This is a genomic window from Reyranella massiliensis 521, from assembly GCF_000312425.1.
Lineage (GTDB): Bacteria > Pseudomonadota > Alphaproteobacteria > Reyranellales > Reyranellaceae > Reyranella > Reyranella massiliensis.
Window position 1 is genome coordinate 5,024,420 of record NZ_HE997181.1, and the last position, 15,701, is coordinate 5,040,120.

Here is a 15,701-nt window from a genome sequence, read left to right on the forward strand (position 1 = left end):
GATACCTAGCGCTTCTCGAGCCAGAGGCTCGCCGGCAGGGCATCGGGCAGCCTGGGCAGCCTTGCCACGACCGACGAGGCCAACCGATCTGCCAGCCGCCGCTCGGCCCAGACGCTGGCAAACAGGGGTGTATAGGCGCCGGTCGCCAGCAGGGGCATCACCCCTTGCTGCTCGTTGTAGGCCCGCCAGCCCCAGATGGCCGGATAGTCATAGGGCAGGAAAACGTCGTGGATATGGACCAAGACCCCGGCCGGAAGCTTCGGCAGCACGCGGTTGAGCAGGATGTCGACGTCGCTGCCGGGCATCAGGATGTGGCTGGAATCGATGAACAGCGCATCGCCGGGCTGCAATCCATCGAGGATTTCCGGTGGCGCGGCCTGCAAGGTCGAGGGCACGACGCGCACGCCCGGCAGGTCGGCGATGTCGGCTCGCGGCGCGGGATCGATGGCCAGGATCTCGCCGAGACCCCCCAGCGCCTTCGACAGCAGGCGGGTCGAATGGCCGGAACCGACCTCGACGATGCGGCGCGGCTTGCGATCGCGCACCAGTGCATAGGCAACGGCCGCGTCGAGCGAGGGAAACCACGCTTGGTCGAGCAGGCTCTTGAGCCCTTCGAGCGCGGTCGCTTGGGCGTCGACGGCATCGATCACGGCGGTGAAGTCGGCCAGCCTGCTTTCGAAGATCTGCTCGATCGCGGGATAGGGCGGCTGCGCGCCGGGCGGCGGCAGAAGCGGCGCATAGCGGTGCGGGATGAACCAGCCGCGCGGCTTCATGCCGAGAACGGTCGGCAATCCGAGCGCGAACCGCCGCCAGCGGCCGCGCAGGCTGAGCCTGGCAGTCATGACAATATGCTCACGGGCTAAGAGTAAGACCTTCGTGGGCGACGATCACACGCGGCAGGCCGTTTGTGGCGGTGCCAGGACGCAGCGCCGCCGCCTCGCGTGCCACGCCGTCCATGAAGGCGTCATCGTGGCTGGGGTCGTGATGGAAGATCGCCAGCGTGCCGACGCCGGCTGCATCGGCAAGCCGCACGCCTTCCTGCCAGGTCGAATGGCCCCAGCCGCGATAGCGCTCATATTCGTCGTCGGTGTAGCTCGAATCGTAGATCATCACGTCGGCGCCGCGGCACAGGTCGACGATGGTCTGGTCGCGCCGGCCCTCGCGATGCTCGGTATCGGTGATGTAGCAGATCGACTTGTCGCGATAATCGATGCGGTAGCCGGTGGCGCCATTGGGATGGTTGAGCGGCGCCGTGCGGAGGCCGACCGTGCCGCAGGACAGCATCTCGCCGGCGCGGAATTCGCGGAACTCGACGCTGGCCTGGAAGACGTCGAGCGACACCGGGTAGAGCGGCGCCTGCATCAGGTGGCCCACGACCTTCTTCAACGTGTAGGGCGCCTCGAGATGGCCGGCCCACATGCGCACCGAATTGCGACGTTCGAACAGCGGCGCAAAGAAAGTGAGGCCGGAAATGTGATCGAGGTGCGTATGCGTGAAGTAGATGTCGAGGTCGAGCGGCGTCTGGCGCGCAAGCTCTACGCCCAGCGTGCGAATACCCGTGCCCGCATCGAAAATCAGGCGACGGCCGCCAGCGGTGACCTCCAGACATGAGGTATTTCCGCCGTAGCGCGCATATTCAGCCCCAGGGCAGGAAATCGAACCCCGCACACCCCAGAACCGTACTTTCAAGCCCTCGGCCAACGATACCTTCCCGTGCAGCCTTTCGACGCCAGAGTCCACAGGCTGGCGGTTCCCGTCAACCGAGCCACCCGTGCAGACCCTGCGCCGACCAGCCGGCCCATGATCGCGGGCGTATTGGCCGGAATCCGGCGGAGTGGGCCATGCGGCCATTTTTCACGCATTGTTGCAGTCCGAAGTCGAATCCGCGGACCTACTGCGTTGCCTCTCGGCAGCTTCGGAGCAATACTTTGTGTATGGAACCCAATAACCAAGCCTCTGGCCCTGCCCCCGGGGCGGCACTTGGCATCTCCCGTCGCGCCAAGTTCGCCATCGGCCAGGTGGTAAAGCACAGGATCTACCCGTTCCGCGGCGTCATCTTCGACGTCGACCCGGTGTTCGCCAACACCGAGGAGTGGCTCGCCTCGATTCCCGAAGAGGTCCGGCCGCGTCGCGACCAGCCGTTCTACCATCTGCTGGCCGAGAACGCGCAGACGACCTACGTCGCCTACGTGTCCGAACAGAACCTGCTGGCCGACGAGACCGGCAAGCCGGTGTCGCACCCGCAGGTCCCGCAGTTCTTCAAGGAATTGAAGCGCGGCCACTACGTCTCGCGCGACCGCTCGCTTCACTGATCGGCAGAGCGCCGCAGAGACCTGGTCGACCGTCGCCGCCGCCTGACGCGAACGTTCAATTCAGCGGGAACGGGAAGTATTTCTCGTTTATCTTCTTGTAGGTGCCGTCGCTGATCATGTCGGCGAAGGCCTTGTTGAGCGCGTCGCGCAGCTTGACGTCTTCCTTGCGCAGGCCGGCGGAGACGCCGACGCCCAGGGTCTGGGTGTCCTTGATGTCCTGCCCGACCAGCTCGCAGCATTTGCCCTCCGGCTTCTGGCTCCACAGCCACAGCTGCGCCTTGTCGCCGAACACTGCGTCGACCTCGTCGTTCGCCAGGGCGTTCAGGGCTTCGTCGACGGTGCCGTAGCGCTTGAGCTGCGCCGAGCGGCGGAAGCTCTTGTCGGCCCAGTCGGCATGCATCGAATCCTTCTGGATGCCGATCCGCTTGTTGCGCAGGAGGGACGGCGGCCCGTCGAACAGCGCACCCTTGGCGGCGATGAAGGCGCCGGGCGAGAGATAATAGCGCCGCGACAGGCCGAGCCGCTGGCGCCGCTCGCGCGTCACTTCCAGCGACGACATGATGACGTCGAACTTCTTGTCGAGCAGGCCCGGAATCAGTTCGTCCCACTTGAGTGCGATGAACTCGCACTCCGCCTTGATGCGCTGACAGGCGTCCTGCGCCAGCTCGATCTCGAAGCCCGCCGGCATGCCCTTGCGGTCGAGATAGTTGAAGGGCGGGAAGGCCCCTTCGGTCGCGATGGTGATCTTGAACGCAGGCGGCGTGAACGGCGACTTGGGACCGGGCTTGGCGGCAGGCTGCGGCGCCGGCTTGGCCCCCGGCGCTTGCTTGGCGGGCGGGCGCTGCGGCTGTTGAGGCGGTTGTTGCTGCTGGGCCGAGGCGCTGGCGACCATTGCCAGCAGGGCAAGGAGGGGCGCCAGAAACTTCATGCGACCAGCCGCTCCAGAAGCGCGTTCAGCCGCTGCTGTCCGGCCGGCGTGGCGCGCAGATGCGTGGCGTCGACCTCGAGGAACCCGGCGGCGAGCAGCGGAGCCAGGCGCTTTTCACCGATGGCTTCGACGGGATCGGCGCCGGTGGCGGCGGCAAAGGTGACGCGGTCGATGCCGTCGGCCAGCCGCAATCCCATCATCAACGCCTCCTCCACCAGATCCCGGCCCTCGACCGACGACGTTTCCGCCGTGCCGTGACCATCGCGCTCCACGGCCTCCAGCCAGGCTTCCGGACCACTGGCGCGTCGGGTTGCCTTCTTGGCGGCGGCCTCGGCGAAGCGGCCATGGGCGCCCGGCCCGATGCCGACGTAATCCTGATATCGCCAATAGATCAAATTATGGCGGCAGGCAGCCCCAGGGCGCGCATGATTGGAAATCTCGTAGGCGGGCAGCCCGGCCGCGGCGAGCCGCGCCTGGGTATGTTCGTACATCGCGGCCGCTTCGTCCTCGACCGGCAGAACGAAGGCGCCGCGGGCGTGCTGGGTGAAGAACTTCGTGCCGCGTTCGATGGTGAGCTGATAGAGCGACAGGTGCTCGCCGGCGAGGCCGAGCGCCCGATCCAGCTCGGCGGCCCACGTCTCTAGCGTCTGGCCGGGGCGGGCATAGATCAGGTCGAAGGAATGGCGCGCGAAATGACGGCGCGCGGTCTCGAAGGCGGCGAGCGCCTCGTCGACAGAATGCTCGCGGCCCAGAAACTTCAGCGCTTCGGGATCGAGCGCCTGGATGCCGAGCGACACCCGATTGACGCCAGCCTGAGCCAGGGCGGCGAAGCGGCTGGCTTCGACCGAGGTCGGATTGGCTTCGAGCGTGATCTCGATGTCGTCGGCGGTATCCCAGAGCGACCGCGTGCGCGCGATCAAGGCCGCAACGGTATCCGGCTCCATTAACGATGGCGTGCCGCCGCCGAAGAACATCGTTTCGACGCGGCGACCCGGCGCTTCGCGTGCGGCATGTTCCAGCTCGGTGAGCAGCGCCTGGCGCCAACGCGCCTGCTCGACGCCGTCGCGAACGTGACTGTTGAAATCGCAGTAGGGGCACTTCGATTTGCAGAAGGGCCAGTGAACATAAACGCCCAAGGGAGCAATGGGCGGCGTCGCGCTCATCCGAAGCAGGCCTCGACCATCATCCGGAAGGCTCGCCCGCGATGGCTGATGGCATTCTTCTCGGCGTCGGACATCTCGGCGGTCGTGCGCGTGTCGCCTTTCGGCTGGAAGCAGGGGTCGTAGCCATGGCCGCCGGTTCCCCGGGGCGGCCAGATGATCGAGCCGTCGAGCGTGCCGTGGAAGAGTTCGAGATGCTCGTCGGGCCACGCCAGCACCAGCACGCAATGGAACGTCGCGGTGCGGGCCTCGTCGGTCTGGGGCACGCCGCGCGCGGCCAGCTCGTCCTGGATGCGGCGCATGCCCACCATCGCGTCGCGCGTCGGGCCTTCCCAGTCGGCGGTGTAGAGACCGGGCTGATTGTCGAGCGCGTGCACGCTGAGGCCCGAATCGTCGGCCAGGACCGGCAGGCCGCTGGCGCGCGTCGCGGCCAGTGCCTTGATCGTGGCGTTCTCCTCGAAGGTGCTGCCGGTCTCGTCCGGTGCAGGCAGACCGAGGTCGCCGGCCGAGACGATCTCGATGCCGTAGGGCGACAGCATGGTGCGGATCTCGCCCGCCTTGCCGCGGTTGTGGGTCGCCACGACCAGTTTCGGCAGGACGAAGCGGCGCGCCATCAGGTCTTGCCGACCGCCGTGCGCTGCAACACCGTGAGTTCGCCGATGCCTTTCTTGGCAAGGCTCAGCAGCTCCAGGAACTGCGCTTCGCTGAACGGGTCCTGCTCGGCAGTGCCCTGGACTTCGACGATGCCACCGTTGCCGGTCAGCACGAAATTGGCGTCGGCCTCGGCCTTGGAATCCTCGGGGTAGTCGAGGTCGAGCACGGCCTTGCCTTCCCAGAGACCGCAGGAGACGGCGGCGACCTGGCCGGTGATCGGGTTGGCCGCGAGCTTGCCCTCCTTGATCAGGCGCTCGAAGGCGAAGTGCAGCGCCACCCAGGAGCCGGTGATGCTGGCGGTGCGGGTGCCGCCATCGGCCTGCAGGACGTCGCAGTCGATGTTGATCTGGCGCTCGCCCATCGCCTGCAGGTTCACCACGGCGCGCAGCGAACGGCCGATCAGGCGCTGGATTTCCTGGGTGCGGCCCGATTGCTTGCCGCGCGCGGCTTCACGGTCCGTGCGTGTGTGGGTGGAGCGCGGCAGCATGCCGTACTCGGCCGTTACCCAGCCCTTACCGGAATTGCGCATCCACGGCGGCACCTTCTCGTCGATCGACGCCGTGCAGATCACATGGGTGTCGCCGAACTTCACCAGGCAGGAGCCTTCGGCGTGGCGCGAGAACCCTGGTTCCAGCGAAACCGGGCGAAGCTGGTCGGGGGCGCGGCCGGAAGGGCGCATGAAGGGTCTCCTGACGGGGGTGAGGCCGCCGGGTGTAACGCCGGCCTTCATTGACCGCAATGCCTGCACTACCTACATTTTTTGCCATGGCGATCCACCGTATCGGTATTCAAGGAGGCGGCCTCGCCGAGACTCCGTCGGCGCAGCGGCAGGCGGCTTCGGTCACGGAGCTGAACGACCGGGCGCGCGAAGTGCTGCGCCACGTCGTCGAGAGCTATGTCGAGACCGGCGAGCCGGTCGGTTCGCGCGCGCTGACCCGCAAGCTGACCGAGACGCTCTCGCCCGCCACGATCCGCAACATCATGGCGGACCTGCAGGATGCCGGCTTGCTTTACGCGCCGCATACCTCGGCCGGCCGTCTGCCGACCGATGCGGGCCTCAAGCTGTTCGTGAACGGCCTGCTCGAAATCGGCAATATCTCCGAGGAGGAGCGCGAATCGATCGAAGCACGCTGCGCCACGGTCGGCCGCAGCGTCACCGAGGCGCTGGAACAGGCGACCACCATGCTGTCGGGCCTGTCGCGCTGCGCCGGGCTGGTGATGGCGCCCAAGTCCGAGCACCCGCTGAAGCATATCGAGTTCGTCAATCTCGGCCCCGGCCGGGCGCTGGTCGTCACGGTCACGCAGTCGGGCCATGTCGAGAATCGCGTGATCGACACGCCGATCGGCATGCCGCCGTCCGCGCTGACGGAAGCCAGCAACTACCTGAATGCACGGCTGAGCGGCCGCACGTTCGACGAAGCGCGCCGGCTGATCCTCGAAGACCTGAAGCTGAAGCGCGCCGAACTGAACGACCTGACGGCGCGCGTGATCGAATCGGGGCTGGCCACCTGGGCCGGCGAGCCGGGCGCCGGCGGTGCGCTGATCGTGCGCGGCCAGGCGCGGCTTCTCGAAGACATCACCGCGATCGAGGATCTGGAGCGGGTGCGCCTGCTGTTCGATGCGCTGGAACGCGGCGAGAGCTTCGTGCGCCTGCTCGAACTCGCCAACGGCGCATCGGGTGTGCAGATCTTCATCGGTGCCGACAATCCGCTGTTTGCCAACACCGGCTGCTCGATGGTGGTGGCGCCGTTCCGCGATTCGCAGGAGCGCATTCTCGGCGCCATCGGCGTCATCGGTCCGACGCGGCTCAACTACGCGCGCATCATCCCGCTGGTCGACTACACCGCCCGCGCCATCGGCCGCGTGGTGGGCTGACCTGGTGGGCTGGCTACCAGTCCTTCTCGTCGAAGTCCTCGAACTGCTTCATCTCGTCGTCGGCAGTAGACGCCGGGCGCGCTTCTTCGTCGGCAGGATGTGACAGCACGCGCAGCCGCGTGTCGCGATTGAGCAATGGCAGCAGTTCGAGAAGATCGTCGCGGGCGAAAGCAACGCAGCCCTGGGTCGGGCTGTAATCCTCGCGGGCAATGTGGAGGAAGATGGCGCTGCCCCATTCGCCTTCGGGTGGATCGTCGTTGTAGCCGACCACGACCACGACGTCGTAGAGCCCGTCCTCGCGCCACATCTTCTCGTGGCTCCACTCGTTGGGAATATGGACGAGGTGATTATAGGTGGGCGCACGCGGGTCGTCGCACCAGCCGTCATGCTCGTTGATCGGTCGCGCCGGCAGGCCGGTCTTGGGCAGGACCACCCGATCGTTGCGGAAATAGATTCGGCGCAGCGGAAATTCGCCGACGGGCGTGGCGGCATCGCCCTCGACCTTGTCCTCGCGTATGCCGCCTGCACCCAGCGTGCAACGCCACCGGCGCTCGCCCAGGCGGGCGCTCGCCAGCGAGGTTTCGGCCGAATCGGCCTGCACGATCAGGACATTTTCGTCGGTCATTGCCTGGTACTCCGGTGCCCTTCATAAAGGCACGCTCTTGAGGGAGGAAGCGATGGCTTATGTCGTGACGCCGCCGGCCACGGTCGGCGTGCCGGTCAACGGAACCGGCGATCTGTTCCCTGTGCGCCGCATCTTCTGCGTCGGCCGCAACTACGCTGCCCATGCGCGCGAGATGGGCCACGATCCCGACCGCGAGCCGCCCTTCTTCTTCACCAAGCCGGCCGATGCCATCGTCATCTGCGCCGACCCGAGGAACCCGACCAAGGTTGCCTATCCGCCGGCCACCAAGAACCTGCACCACGAGATGGAATTGGTGGTGGCGATGAAGTCTGGCGGCTCGGACATCCCCGTTGAGAAGGCGCTGGAGCATGTGTTCGGCTACGGCGTCGGCCTCGACATGACGCGCCGCGACCTGCAGAACCAAGCCAAGGACATGGGCCGCCCGTGGGACATGGGCAAGGGCTTCGACCAGTCTGCACCGATCGGCGAGATCTATCCGGCCGCCAAGATCGGGCATCCGTCCAAGGGCACCATCCAGCTCGACGTCAACGGCAAGACCCGCCAGAAGTCGGACCTCAACGCGCTGATCTGGAGCGTGCCGGAGACGATTTCCTACCTCTCGGGCCTCGTGGCGCTGGCCGCCGGCGACCTCATCTACACCGGCACGCCCGACGGCGTGGCCGCCGTCGTCAGGGGCGACACGCTCTCGGGCTTCGTCGACGGCTGCGGCACTGTCACCTGCACGCTCGTGTAGCGCATTCACATGCGCTGGCGGGCGGCAGCGCCTTCTGAGGCGCGAGAGCCCGCACCGAGCAGAAAAGGCAAGAATGCACCTCTGGAGTGGCGCACTCCCAGCCTCAGAGTTGCTGCGCCCTGAAGGTATCGCACTGGCGAGGATCGCCCGTGTCCAACCCCTTGCGGAACCAGCGGGCGCGTTGCGCGCTGGTGCCATGGGTGAAGCTGTCGGGAACGACGCGGCCCTGCGCCTGACGCTGTAGCGCGTCGTCGCCGATCGCCGACGCAGCGGCCAACGCCTGGTCCACGTCCTTGTCGTCGATCATCCTGCCGCCGCGCTGCTTGTCGGCGCGGTTGGCCCAAACGCCGGCAAAGCAGTCGGCCTGCAATTCCGTGCGTACGGAAAGCGCGTTGCCGTCGCGCCGGCTCATGCTCTGGCGCATCTGCTGTACCTTGTCGGAGATACCGAGCAGCTTCTGTACGTGATGGCCGATTTCGTGGGAAATTACATAGGCTTGCGGGAACTGGCCGGGCGCGCGGAAGCGGCGGGCCAGTTCGTCGAAGAAGCCGAGGTCGAGATAGACGCGCTGATCGGCCGGGCAATAGAAGGGACCCATCGCGGCCTGGCCGACGCCGCACTCGGTCCGCGTGGCGTCGCGGAACAGCACGAGCTTGGGCTCGCGATACTGTCTGCCCATCTCGCGGAAGATATCACCCCATACGTCTTCGGTGCTCTTGAGCACGCGCGAGACGAACTGCGATTCGGCATCTGTCGTGGGCGCCGAGGCTGACGGCCCGCTTTGCGACGGTGCCGAGCGCGGCGGCGGGGAAGGGGCCGGCGAATAGCTCGCGCCGCCGCCGGCAATGTCGTTCAGGATCGCGCCAGGATCGGCGCCCATGATCATGGCGATGACGACGAAGGCCACCAGGCCGAAGCCGCCCTTGAACAGGCCGCCGCCGCCGCCGCCCATCGGGATGGGAAAGCCGCCACCCATGCCGCCGCCCATGCCGCCGCCCATGCTGTCGTCGCTGCGGCGATCCTCGATGTTGCTGCTCTGGTCGCCATCCATCTGCATGGCCGGTCTCCCTCACCGAGATCGTAGCGTCGAGATCGTCTCCGGATCGTCTATAGTGCCGGGCAATGAGTCTCACCATTGCTACTTGGAACATTAATTCGGTCCGGCTGCGGATCGCCAACGTCGAACGTTACCTGAAGTTGCGCAAGCCCGATGTGCTTTGCCTGCAGGAAACCAAGTGTCCCGACGAGTTCTTTCCCCACGCGGCCTTCGAGCGGCTGGGCTACGTCCATCGCCTCGTGCAGGGCATGAAGGCCTATAACGGCGTGGCGATCCTCTCCAAGGTGCCGTTCTCCGGCACCAATATTCACCACCGCTGCGGCAAAGAGGATTGCCGGCACGTCGAAGCCGCTCTCGATATCGGCGGCGATCCGATCCTGCTCGACAATCTCTACATCCCGGCCGGCGGCGACATTCCCGATCCCGATCTCAACATCAAGTTCGCGCACAAGCTCGACTTCTATCGCGAGATGGCCGGTTGGTACGCCGATCGCAAGCCGCGGCCACGTGCACGCAAAGGCTTGCGCCGCATCACCGTCGGCGACCTCAACGTCGCCCCGCTGGAGCACGATGTGTGGAGCCACAAGCAGCTCCTGAAGATCGTCTCGCACACGCCGGTCGAGGTCGAACTGTTCGGCCGCCTGCAGGCTTCGCTCGACTGGATCGACGTGCCGCGCCAGTTCGTGCCGCCCGACAAGAAGCTCTATTCCTGGTGGAGCTATCGCAATAACGATTGGCGCGCCTCCAATCGCGGCCGACGCCTCGATCATATTCTCGCCAGCCCGGCGCTGGCGGGCGCGATTTCCAGTCATCATATCGATGTAGATTTGAGAGACTGGGAGCTTGCATCGGATCATGTCCCGGTGTCGGCCACCTTCGAGGTTTGAAACAGGATCTGAGGGAGATCACATGTCGATCGTCATTACTCTGATCATTGGCCTGATCGTCGGCCTGCTCGCGCGCTTCCTCACCCCGGGCCCCAATCCGCACGGCATCATCGTCACGATCGTGATCGGCATCGTCGGCGCGGTGATCGCGACCTACGGCGGCCAGGCGCTCAACCTCTACCAGCCCGGTGAGCCCGCCGGCTTCTTCGGCTCCGTGATCGGCGCGGTCGTACTGCTGGTGATCCTGCGCCTTATTCAGCGTTAACTGACCGGCAGCGCTAGCCGACCCGGTAGAGGAAATACCGGCCCTCCGGCACGCCGGGGGGATCGGGCTGGCGCTGCCAGCGTGCGACGTCGAGCGCCTGATTGGCGAGAACATAGCTTCCTTTGGCGGCCAGGGCGTCGAGCGCGGGGCCGAGCCATTTCCCCATAGCGACGTTGGCCTGATGATCGCCGGTGCCGAGGTCGGTATGGATCAGCGCCGCCGTCGCGCCGAGCGAGGCGGCGGCACGCGGGATCGATTCGCTCGCTTCGCCGAGAAACAGCCGGTTGTCGGGCGGGATGCAGTCGGGATGGGCCGCCACCTTGCGCTCGAACACGAAGATGTCCCGACCGGGAAAGAGATCGCGCAAATGGTCGTAGGTACGGCCGTTGCCCAGCCCGACTTCGAGGATCGGTCCGGGCAGGGCGTCGATGGCGGGCTTCAGAAAATTGAGGCAATCGCGCTGCGCCTTCATGCGCGCAATGAAACTGTCGAGACGACTCATGCGTGATGCTCAGGCCGCTGCCCTTGTCGCCGCACGCAGCTTCTCGTTGGTGTCTTCCAGACGATGCGCCAGCTCGCGCATGATCTCGACCGCCATCTGCGGGAACTCCGCGACCAGGCGGTAGAACATGTCCTTGGTGATTTTGAGCGTGCTGAGCGGTTCGCGCGCCTTGATGGTGGCGGTACGCGGCACATCGCACAGGATGGCGATCTCGCCGAAGAAGCTGTTGGGCTGCATCTCGGCGACCACGATCTGGCCCTTGTCGGTGTCGATCAGCACGTCGGCGACGCCGCCCAGGATGACGTACATCGTATCGCCGGGGTCGCCCTGGTGGCAGACCTCCTGGCCTGCGGCGAAATTCACGCGCTCGCTAGTGAAGGCCAGCAGCTTCAGCTTCGCCTGCTCGACCTTGGAAAAGATAGGAACGCCCTTCAACAGCTCGACTTCCTCGTTGAGGTTCATCGTGTCCTCCTCGATCCGCTACGCCGACGCCATCAGCTCAGCATAGAGCCCACCCTTTGCCGCCAGGTCCGCCGGTGCGCCCTGTACGGCAACCCGCCCGCCCTGCATGACGACGACCTGCTCGAACGGCTCGGCCTGGCTCGCCCGGTTGGCAATCCACACGACGCCGCGCCCTTCTTCGGCCGCCGCGGCCAGGATGTTGTCGCGAATGCGATCCTGCGTGCGGCCGTCGAACATGGCCACCGCTTCGTTCACCACCAGGAGCTGCGGCCGCTTGATCAGTGCACGGGCGATGCCGAGCTTCTGGCGCTGCGTTGCCGGCAGGCGCTTGCCTCCGACGCCGACATTGTACTCCAGGCCGACTTCGATCACCGAATCGCGCAGGCCGAGCTTGTCCAGCACTTCGGCGATGAGCGTGCCGATACGCTCGCCCGCCTGCGCCTGGCCGTAGACCAGGCGGCCGAACAGGATGTTGTCCTGCAGGGTGGCTGCGCTGTTGTAGCGGCCGAAATCATAGAACTCGACGGCGTCGTGCAGGCTCTCCGGCAGGCCGTCGGCGAAGCTGCGCCGGGCTTGCAGGATGCGCTCTTCCATCGCCGCGTCGATCAGGCCGAGGCGATGGCGTGCCTCGATGTACCGGAACGGCAGGGTCATCAGGCGCGTGCGGTCGGCCTCGGGCACGGCTTCGATGCCCTTGCCGCCCAACCGCTGCAACAACAGCCGCACATTGGGCAGCTCGTCGGCCGAGATGAAGCTGTACTGCTCGAACAACGGATTGTCCGGCGACAGGCCGGAGAAGAGTTCGACCATGGTCTCGGCGATCGACAGGCCCATGCGCTGCAGGTCGAGATCGAGGCCGGTGGCCTGCAGGACCGACCGGACGTAGGGGTCCGCCGCGATATTGTCGCCGTCGAACTGCTTGCCGACCGCCGTGCCGAACAGCAGGTTCTCCGCGACCGAGAGGTTGCGGATGTAGTGGTCCTTGTCGAACCGCTCGACGAGGCCGGCGTAGGTGCCGTCCTTCAATCTCTCGTGCAGCGCATGGCGCGCCTTCAAAATCTTCTCCGCGAGGTCGGGCCGCGCCGCGGCATCGACGGTGCCACGCAGGCCCAGCGAATAGACGTCTTCATCGAGCTCGACCTGCTTCAACACCTTGACGATGCACGGCAGCAGGTCCTCCGGGCCGGTGGCGCCGGCCAGCTCGTAGTCCACCCAATCGGCATTTGGATCGAGCGACGGATTGCCGGCGCGTTCCGATTCCTTCCAGAAGGTCTCGCGCAGGGCCTTGGCGGCCTCGTCGTAGGTGGCCGGCGCAATCGGCCGGAGCTTCAGGCCGAACAGCAGGTTCTCGCGGACCGTTAGTGGAAACAGGTAGGTGTCCTGGCCGATATAGGCCACGCGTGCACCGAGCACGTATTCGGGAAGCTGGAAGAAATCCTTGCCGTCGATCTTGATCGAGCCGCTGCTCGGCAGCGCCTGACGCGCCAGCACCTGGCCCAGCACGTCCTTGCCCGAGCTGGCGGCGCCGATAATGGCACAGCGCGCCGCCGTCGACAGGGTGAGCGATACGCTGTCGAGCTGCTTCACGCGCCCGTCTTCCGAAACCACGACGCCGGCCAGAGCGAGTTCCTTGCCGAGAGCCGGCGGCGGACCGTCGGGGATTGCCTGCAGCTCCGGCGGCATCATGCCCTCGGGCTGGAACTGGTCGATCACCTGCTCGTACTTGATCTGGACGTCCTGGCGCTGCTGGTCCCAGTCGATCAGCTCCTTGATCGGCGAGGGCAGGTCTTTGTAGGCGAGCAGAACGCCGACCACGGCGCCCACGTCCATGCGGCCGGTGATGGCGAAGTAGCCACCCACCAGGTAGATCGCGAACGGCGTGGCCTGGGAGAGGATGTTGTTCCAGAACTTGGCCAGGAACTTCTTCTGGTAGAGATCGAAGCGGATCTTGAAGATCCGGCCCAGGCGCTCCGTGATGTCGGCGCGCTCGTAGTTGGCGGCGCCGTGGATGTGGATTTCGGTGATGCCGTCGGCGGTCTCGGCGATCCGGCCGGCGAGCTGGCGGGCCGTGATCTGACGTTCCCTACCGAGCACCAGCACGGGCTTGCGGAGCCGCGGGATGATCATCATCTGCGCCGCCAGCAGCACGATCACGATGATTCCGAGGGCCCAGCTCTGCAGCATGATGAAGATGATGGCCGTCAACGCCTGGCCGCCCAGGAACATCGGCTGCACGAAGGCATCGCCGATGAAACCGCCGAGCGGCTCGACCTCGTCCTTGATCATGGTCGCGAGTTCGGCCTGTTTCACCTTCCGGAAGTGAGCCGGCGGAAAGCGCAGGATGCGGTCATAAAGCTCGTAGCGCAGGCGGCGCAGCATGCGCTCGCCCATGCGGCCCTTCTGGGTATTGATCGTCTTCTTGAAGAGGCCGTTGACGATGACGGCTCCAAGAAAGACGAAGCTCATCGCCACGAGGTATTGAAGCTGGTCGACCTGAAAGCCGTCGAAGAGGCGAATCACCTTGCCGGGCAGGAAGGCCGAGAGGTCGAACTCCCAGACCAGGAACGGGATGGTGTGCTGGTTCTTGAAGGCGTTGCCCTGGATGCCATTGTTGATGACATCCTTCGGGACAGTCAGCGACAGGAAGTAGAAGACCTGGGCCAATACGACGAGCGCCAGGATCACGACCTGCTCAGGTCGGCTGTAGCGCCAGATGTAAGCGAAGAGACTGCGTTCCATTGATTCCCGCACTACGGCGATCTCGTCTCCCGTATAGGCGATCAGGCCCTTGATTACATTCGGTTTTTTCGGGCAAGAAGTGGCCGGAAAGTTGGTGGGGGTGCGCGGCGACCCTGCCTTATGGCATAATTTGTCGAGACTTCACCGGTCGGGGCAGGAAGCGCTTCGGCAACGGGAGACGCACTGCATGTCGTTAAGCGGCCGGTCCAAGCGTGTGCTGCTGTACAGCCACGACTCCTTCGGTCTCGGCCATGTGAGCCGGTGCCGTACCATCGCCAATGCGATCGTCGAGGCCGACCACACGGTCTCCGTCCTGATCGTTTCGGGCTCGCCGATCATCGGTTCCTACGAATTCCGTTCGGGCATCGACTTCGTGCGTATTCCCGGCGTGGTGAAGCAGATCGACACCGGCGAGTACGATTCGGCCAATCTGCGGGTGAACGTCGAGCATACACTCGAGATGCGCACCCGCATTATCCGCGATACGGCCGACATCTATCGGCCGGACCTTTTCATCGTCGACAAGGAGCCGCTCGGCCTGCGTGGCGAGGTCGGCCCAGCGCTGCACTTGCTGAAACAGCGTGGCACCCCGCTGGTGTTGGGCCTGCGCGACGTCATGGACGACCCCGCCCAGCTCGCCAAGGAGTGGGAGCGCAAGAATGTCGTGCCGGCGCTGCGCGACCTCTACGACGAGATCTGGGTCTATGGCCTGCCGCAGATCAACAAGCCGCTGACCGGCATCGAGGTGCCGCCGTCGGTGCGCCACAAGATGATCTACACCGGCTACCTGCGCCGCGAGCTGCCGTTGCACACCGACGTGCCGCACGAGGGCGAGGACATCGACGGGCCGTTCATCCTGGTCACGCCGGGTGGCGGCGGCGATGGCGTCGAGCTGGTCGACTGGGTTCTGTCCGCTTACGAGACCGATTCGAACATCCCCTACGGGGCGGTGATCGTGTTCGGTCCGTTCATGTCGGCCGCGGCGCGCGAGGCCTTCAAGGAACGCGCGGCCAAGTTCCGCAACATCCGGACGCTCACCTTCACCAACAATCTCGGCGCGCTGATGCAGCGCGCAGCGGGTGTCGTCGCGATGGGCGGCTACAACACGTTCTGCGAAATCCTGTCCTTCGACAAGAAGGCCATTATCGTGCCGCGCACGCGGCCACGGCTGGAGCAGTTCATTCGCGCGCGCGCGGCGCGCAACGTCGGCCTGCTCGAAATGCTCGATGCCGATCGCGGCTGCGATCCGCAGCATATGGCAACCGCGCTGCGCCAGTTGCCGCAGCAGGGCCTGCCGAGCGAAGTCGTGGTGCCCGGCCTGCTCGACGGCCTCGGCAACGTCTGGCGCCTCGTCTCCAAGCAGCTCGCGAATCCGCATCGCGGCCCGGCCTCGCTCGACCCTCCCGAGGTGCCGGCCAGCCCGGTAGCGACGGACACGGCCTCGCTGCCGTCGCGCGCCAGGACCTGATAGCCGGTCTTTC

Annotated in this window: 17 protein-coding genes; 6 read left to right on the forward strand and 11 right to left on the reverse strand. The window is 65.8% G+C overall.

Going from position 1 to position 15,701, the window contains the following annotated elements; all coding sequences use genetic code 11:
• Nucleotides 1–5: 5 nt before the first annotated feature.
• On the reverse strand, nt 6–842 hold the full coding sequence (locus tag BN60_RS24480) for a class I SAM-dependent methyltransferase (protein ID WP_020698815.1): 837 nt from the start codon (nt 840–842) through the stop codon (nt 6–8).
• Nucleotides 843–852: 10 nt separating this feature from the next.
• Nucleotides 853–1,701, reverse strand: coding sequence for an MBL fold metallo-hydrolase (locus BN60_RS24485; protein ID WP_020698816.1), 849 nt, complete (start codon nt 1,699–1,701; stop codon nt 853–855).
• A 233-nt stretch (nt 1,702–1,934) separates the two neighbouring features.
• Here BN60_RS24485 and hspQ point away from each other — a divergent pair, with 233 nt between their 5' ends.
• Complete coding sequence (hspQ, locus tag BN60_RS24490; protein WP_020698817.1) at nt 1,935–2,312, forward strand: heat shock protein HspQ; 378 nt, start codon at nt 1,935–1,937, stop codon at nt 2,310–2,312.
• Nucleotides 2,313–2,367: 55 nt separating this feature from the next.
• Here hspQ and BN60_RS24495 read toward each other — a convergent pair whose 3' ends face one another.
• From BN60_RS24495 to rph, 4 genes are read right to left on the reverse strand one after another with little or no spacing between them, the layout of a single operon-like run.
• On the reverse strand, nt 2,368–3,240 hold the full coding sequence (locus tag BN60_RS24495; RefSeq protein WP_020698818.1) for a transporter substrate-binding domain-containing protein: 873 nt from the start codon (nt 3,238–3,240) through the stop codon (nt 2,368–2,370).
• The gene (gene hemW / locus BN60_RS24500) at nt 3,237–4,403 is read right to left on the reverse strand and encodes a radical SAM family heme chaperone HemW (RefSeq protein ID WP_020698819.1); all 1,167 of its coding nucleotides are present in this window, start codon (nt 4,401–4,403) and stop codon (nt 3,237–3,239) included. Before hemW ends, BN60_RS24495 begins: the two co-directional genes overlap by 4 nt.
• Nucleotides 4,400–5,014 carry an RdgB/HAM1 family non-canonical purine NTP pyrophosphatase gene (gene rdgB / locus BN60_RS24505; protein ID WP_020698820.1) on the reverse strand — a complete coding sequence of 205 codons (615 nt, stop codon included), beginning with the start codon at nt 5,012–5,014 and terminating at the stop codon, nt 4,400–4,402. Before rdgB ends, hemW begins: the two co-directional genes overlap by 4 nt.
• A complete protein-coding gene (gene rph, locus BN60_RS24510; protein WP_020698821.1) occupies nt 5,014–5,733 on the reverse strand; it encodes a ribonuclease PH in 720 nt (239 codons plus the stop codon). Before rph ends, rdgB begins: the two co-directional genes overlap by 1 nt.
• A gap of 86 nt (nt 5,734–5,819) precedes the next feature.
• On the opposite strand from rph, the gene hrcA reads away from it, so the two are divergent.
• Entirely contained in the window at nt 5,820–6,929 is a 1,110-nt protein-coding gene (gene hrcA / locus BN60_RS24515) for a heat-inducible transcriptional repressor HrcA (protein ID WP_020698822.1), read from the forward strand.
• 13 nt (nt 6,930–6,942) lie between these two features.
• Here the strand turns inward: hrcA and BN60_RS24520 are convergent, their stop codons facing one another.
• Nucleotides 6,943–7,554, reverse strand: a complete 612-nt coding sequence (locus BN60_RS24520; RefSeq protein WP_020698823.1) for a L,D-transpeptidase family protein — start codon at nt 7,552–7,554, stop codon at nt 6,943–6,945.
• A 52-nt stretch (nt 7,555–7,606) separates the two neighbouring features.
• Here BN60_RS24520 and BN60_RS24525 point away from each other — a divergent pair, with 52 nt between their 5' ends.
• Nucleotides 7,607–8,308 (forward strand): fumarylacetoacetate hydrolase family protein, encoded by a 702-nt coding sequence (locus tag BN60_RS24525; RefSeq protein WP_020698824.1) that lies wholly within the window; start codon nt 7,607–7,609, stop codon nt 8,306–8,308.
• Between the two features lie 103 nt (nt 8,309–8,411).
• On the opposite strand, the gene ypfJ is transcribed toward BN60_RS24525, so the two are convergent.
• Nucleotides 8,412–9,365: a KPN_02809 family neutral zinc metallopeptidase gene (gene ypfJ / locus BN60_RS24530; RefSeq protein ID WP_020698825.1), complete on the reverse strand. Its 954-nt coding sequence runs from the start codon at nt 9,363–9,365 to the stop codon at nt 8,412–8,414.
• A 65-nt stretch (nt 9,366–9,430) separates the two neighbouring features.
• On the opposite strand from ypfJ, the gene BN60_RS24535 reads away from it, so the two are divergent.
• Together BN60_RS24535 and BN60_RS24540 are read left to right on the forward strand one after the other, a co-directional pair.
• A complete protein-coding gene (locus BN60_RS24535) occupies nt 9,431–10,252 on the forward strand; it encodes an exodeoxyribonuclease III (RefSeq protein ID WP_020698826.1) in 822 nt (273 codons plus the stop codon).
• 22 nt (nt 10,253–10,274) lie between these two features.
• Nucleotides 10,275–10,517 carry a GlsB/YeaQ/YmgE family stress response membrane protein gene (locus BN60_RS24540; RefSeq protein ID WP_020698827.1) on the forward strand — a complete coding sequence of 81 codons (243 nt, stop codon included), beginning with the start codon at nt 10,275–10,277 and terminating at the stop codon, nt 10,515–10,517.
• A 13-nt stretch (nt 10,518–10,530) separates the two neighbouring features.
• On the opposite strand, the gene BN60_RS24545 is transcribed toward BN60_RS24540, so the two are convergent.
• From BN60_RS24545 to BN60_RS24555, 3 genes are read right to left on the reverse strand one after another with little or no spacing between them, the layout of a single operon-like run.
• Nucleotides 10,531–11,019: a class I SAM-dependent methyltransferase gene (locus tag BN60_RS24545; protein ID WP_020698828.1), complete on the reverse strand. Its 489-nt coding sequence runs from the start codon at nt 11,017–11,019 to the stop codon at nt 10,531–10,533.
• A gap of 9 nt (nt 11,020–11,028) precedes the next feature.
• Complete coding sequence (locus BN60_RS24550) at nt 11,029–11,481, reverse strand: cyclic nucleotide-binding domain-containing protein (RefSeq protein ID WP_020698829.1); 453 nt, start codon at nt 11,479–11,481, stop codon at nt 11,029–11,031.
• A gap of 18 nt (nt 11,482–11,499) precedes the next feature.
• Nucleotides 11,500–14,220: an ABC transporter ATP-binding protein gene (locus BN60_RS24555; protein ID WP_020698830.1), complete on the reverse strand. Its 2,721-nt coding sequence runs from the start codon at nt 14,218–14,220 to the stop codon at nt 11,500–11,502.
• 187 nt (nt 14,221–14,407) lie between these two features.
• Here BN60_RS24555 and BN60_RS24560 point away from each other — a divergent pair, with 187 nt between their 5' ends.
• Complete coding sequence (locus tag BN60_RS24560) at nt 14,408–15,688, forward strand: glycosyltransferase family protein (protein ID WP_020698831.1); 1,281 nt, start codon at nt 14,408–14,410, stop codon at nt 15,686–15,688.
• Nucleotides 15,689–15,701 lie beyond the last annotated feature (13 nt).

Coding starts and splice junctions, on each gene's coding strand:
- hspQ (WP_020698817.1), top strand. CDS start 1,935: ATGGAACCCAATAACCAAGCCTCTGGCCCTGCCCCCGGGGCGGCACTT.
- BN60_RS24540 (WP_020698827.1), top strand. CDS start 10,275: ATGTCGATCGTCATTACTCTGATCATTGGCCTGATCGTCGGCCTGCTC.
- hemW (WP_020698819.1), bottom strand. CDS start 4,403: ATGAGCGCGACGCCGCCCATTGCTCCCTTGGGCGTTTATGTTCACTGG.
- BN60_RS24555 (WP_020698830.1), bottom strand. CDS start 14,220: ATGGAACGCAGTCTCTTCGCTTACATCTGGCGCTACAGCCGACCTGAG.
- ypfJ (WP_020698825.1), bottom strand. CDS start 9,365: ATGCAGATGGATGGCGACCAGAGCAGCAACATCGAGGATCGCCGCAGC.
- rdgB (WP_020698820.1), bottom strand. CDS start 5,014: ATGGCGCGCCGCTTCGTCCTGCCGAAACTGGTCGTGGCGACCCACAAC.
- BN60_RS24520 (WP_020698823.1), bottom strand. CDS start 7,554: ATGACCGACGAAAATGTCCTGATCGTGCAGGCCGATTCGGCCGAAACC.
- BN60_RS24480 (WP_020698815.1), bottom strand. CDS start 842: ATGACTGCCAGGCTCAGCCTGCGCGGCCGCTGGCGGCGGTTCGCGCTC.
- BN60_RS24545 (WP_020698828.1), bottom strand. CDS start 11,019: ATGAGTCGTCTCGACAGTTTCATTGCGCGCATGAAGGCGCAGCGCGAT.
- BN60_RS24560 (WP_020698831.1), top strand. CDS start 14,408: ATGTCGTTAAGCGGCCGGTCCAAGCGTGTGCTGCTGTACAGCCACGAC.
- hrcA (WP_020698822.1), top strand. CDS start 5,820: ATGGCGATCCACCGTATCGGTATTCAAGGAGGCGGCCTCGCCGAGACT.
- BN60_RS24535 (WP_020698826.1), top strand. CDS start 9,431: ATGAGTCTCACCATTGCTACTTGGAACATTAATTCGGTCCGGCTGCGG.
- rph (WP_020698821.1), bottom strand. CDS start 5,733: ATGCGCCCTTCCGGCCGCGCCCCCGACCAGCTTCGCCCGGTTTCGCTG.
- BN60_RS24525 (WP_020698824.1), top strand. CDS start 7,607: ATGGCTTATGTCGTGACGCCGCCGGCCACGGTCGGCGTGCCGGTCAAC.
- BN60_RS24495 (WP_020698818.1), bottom strand. CDS start 3,240: ATGAAGTTTCTGGCGCCCCTCCTTGCCCTGCTGGCAATGGTCGCCAGC.
- BN60_RS24550 (WP_020698829.1), bottom strand. CDS start 11,481: ATGAACCTCAACGAGGAAGTCGAGCTGTTGAAGGGCGTTCCTATCTTT.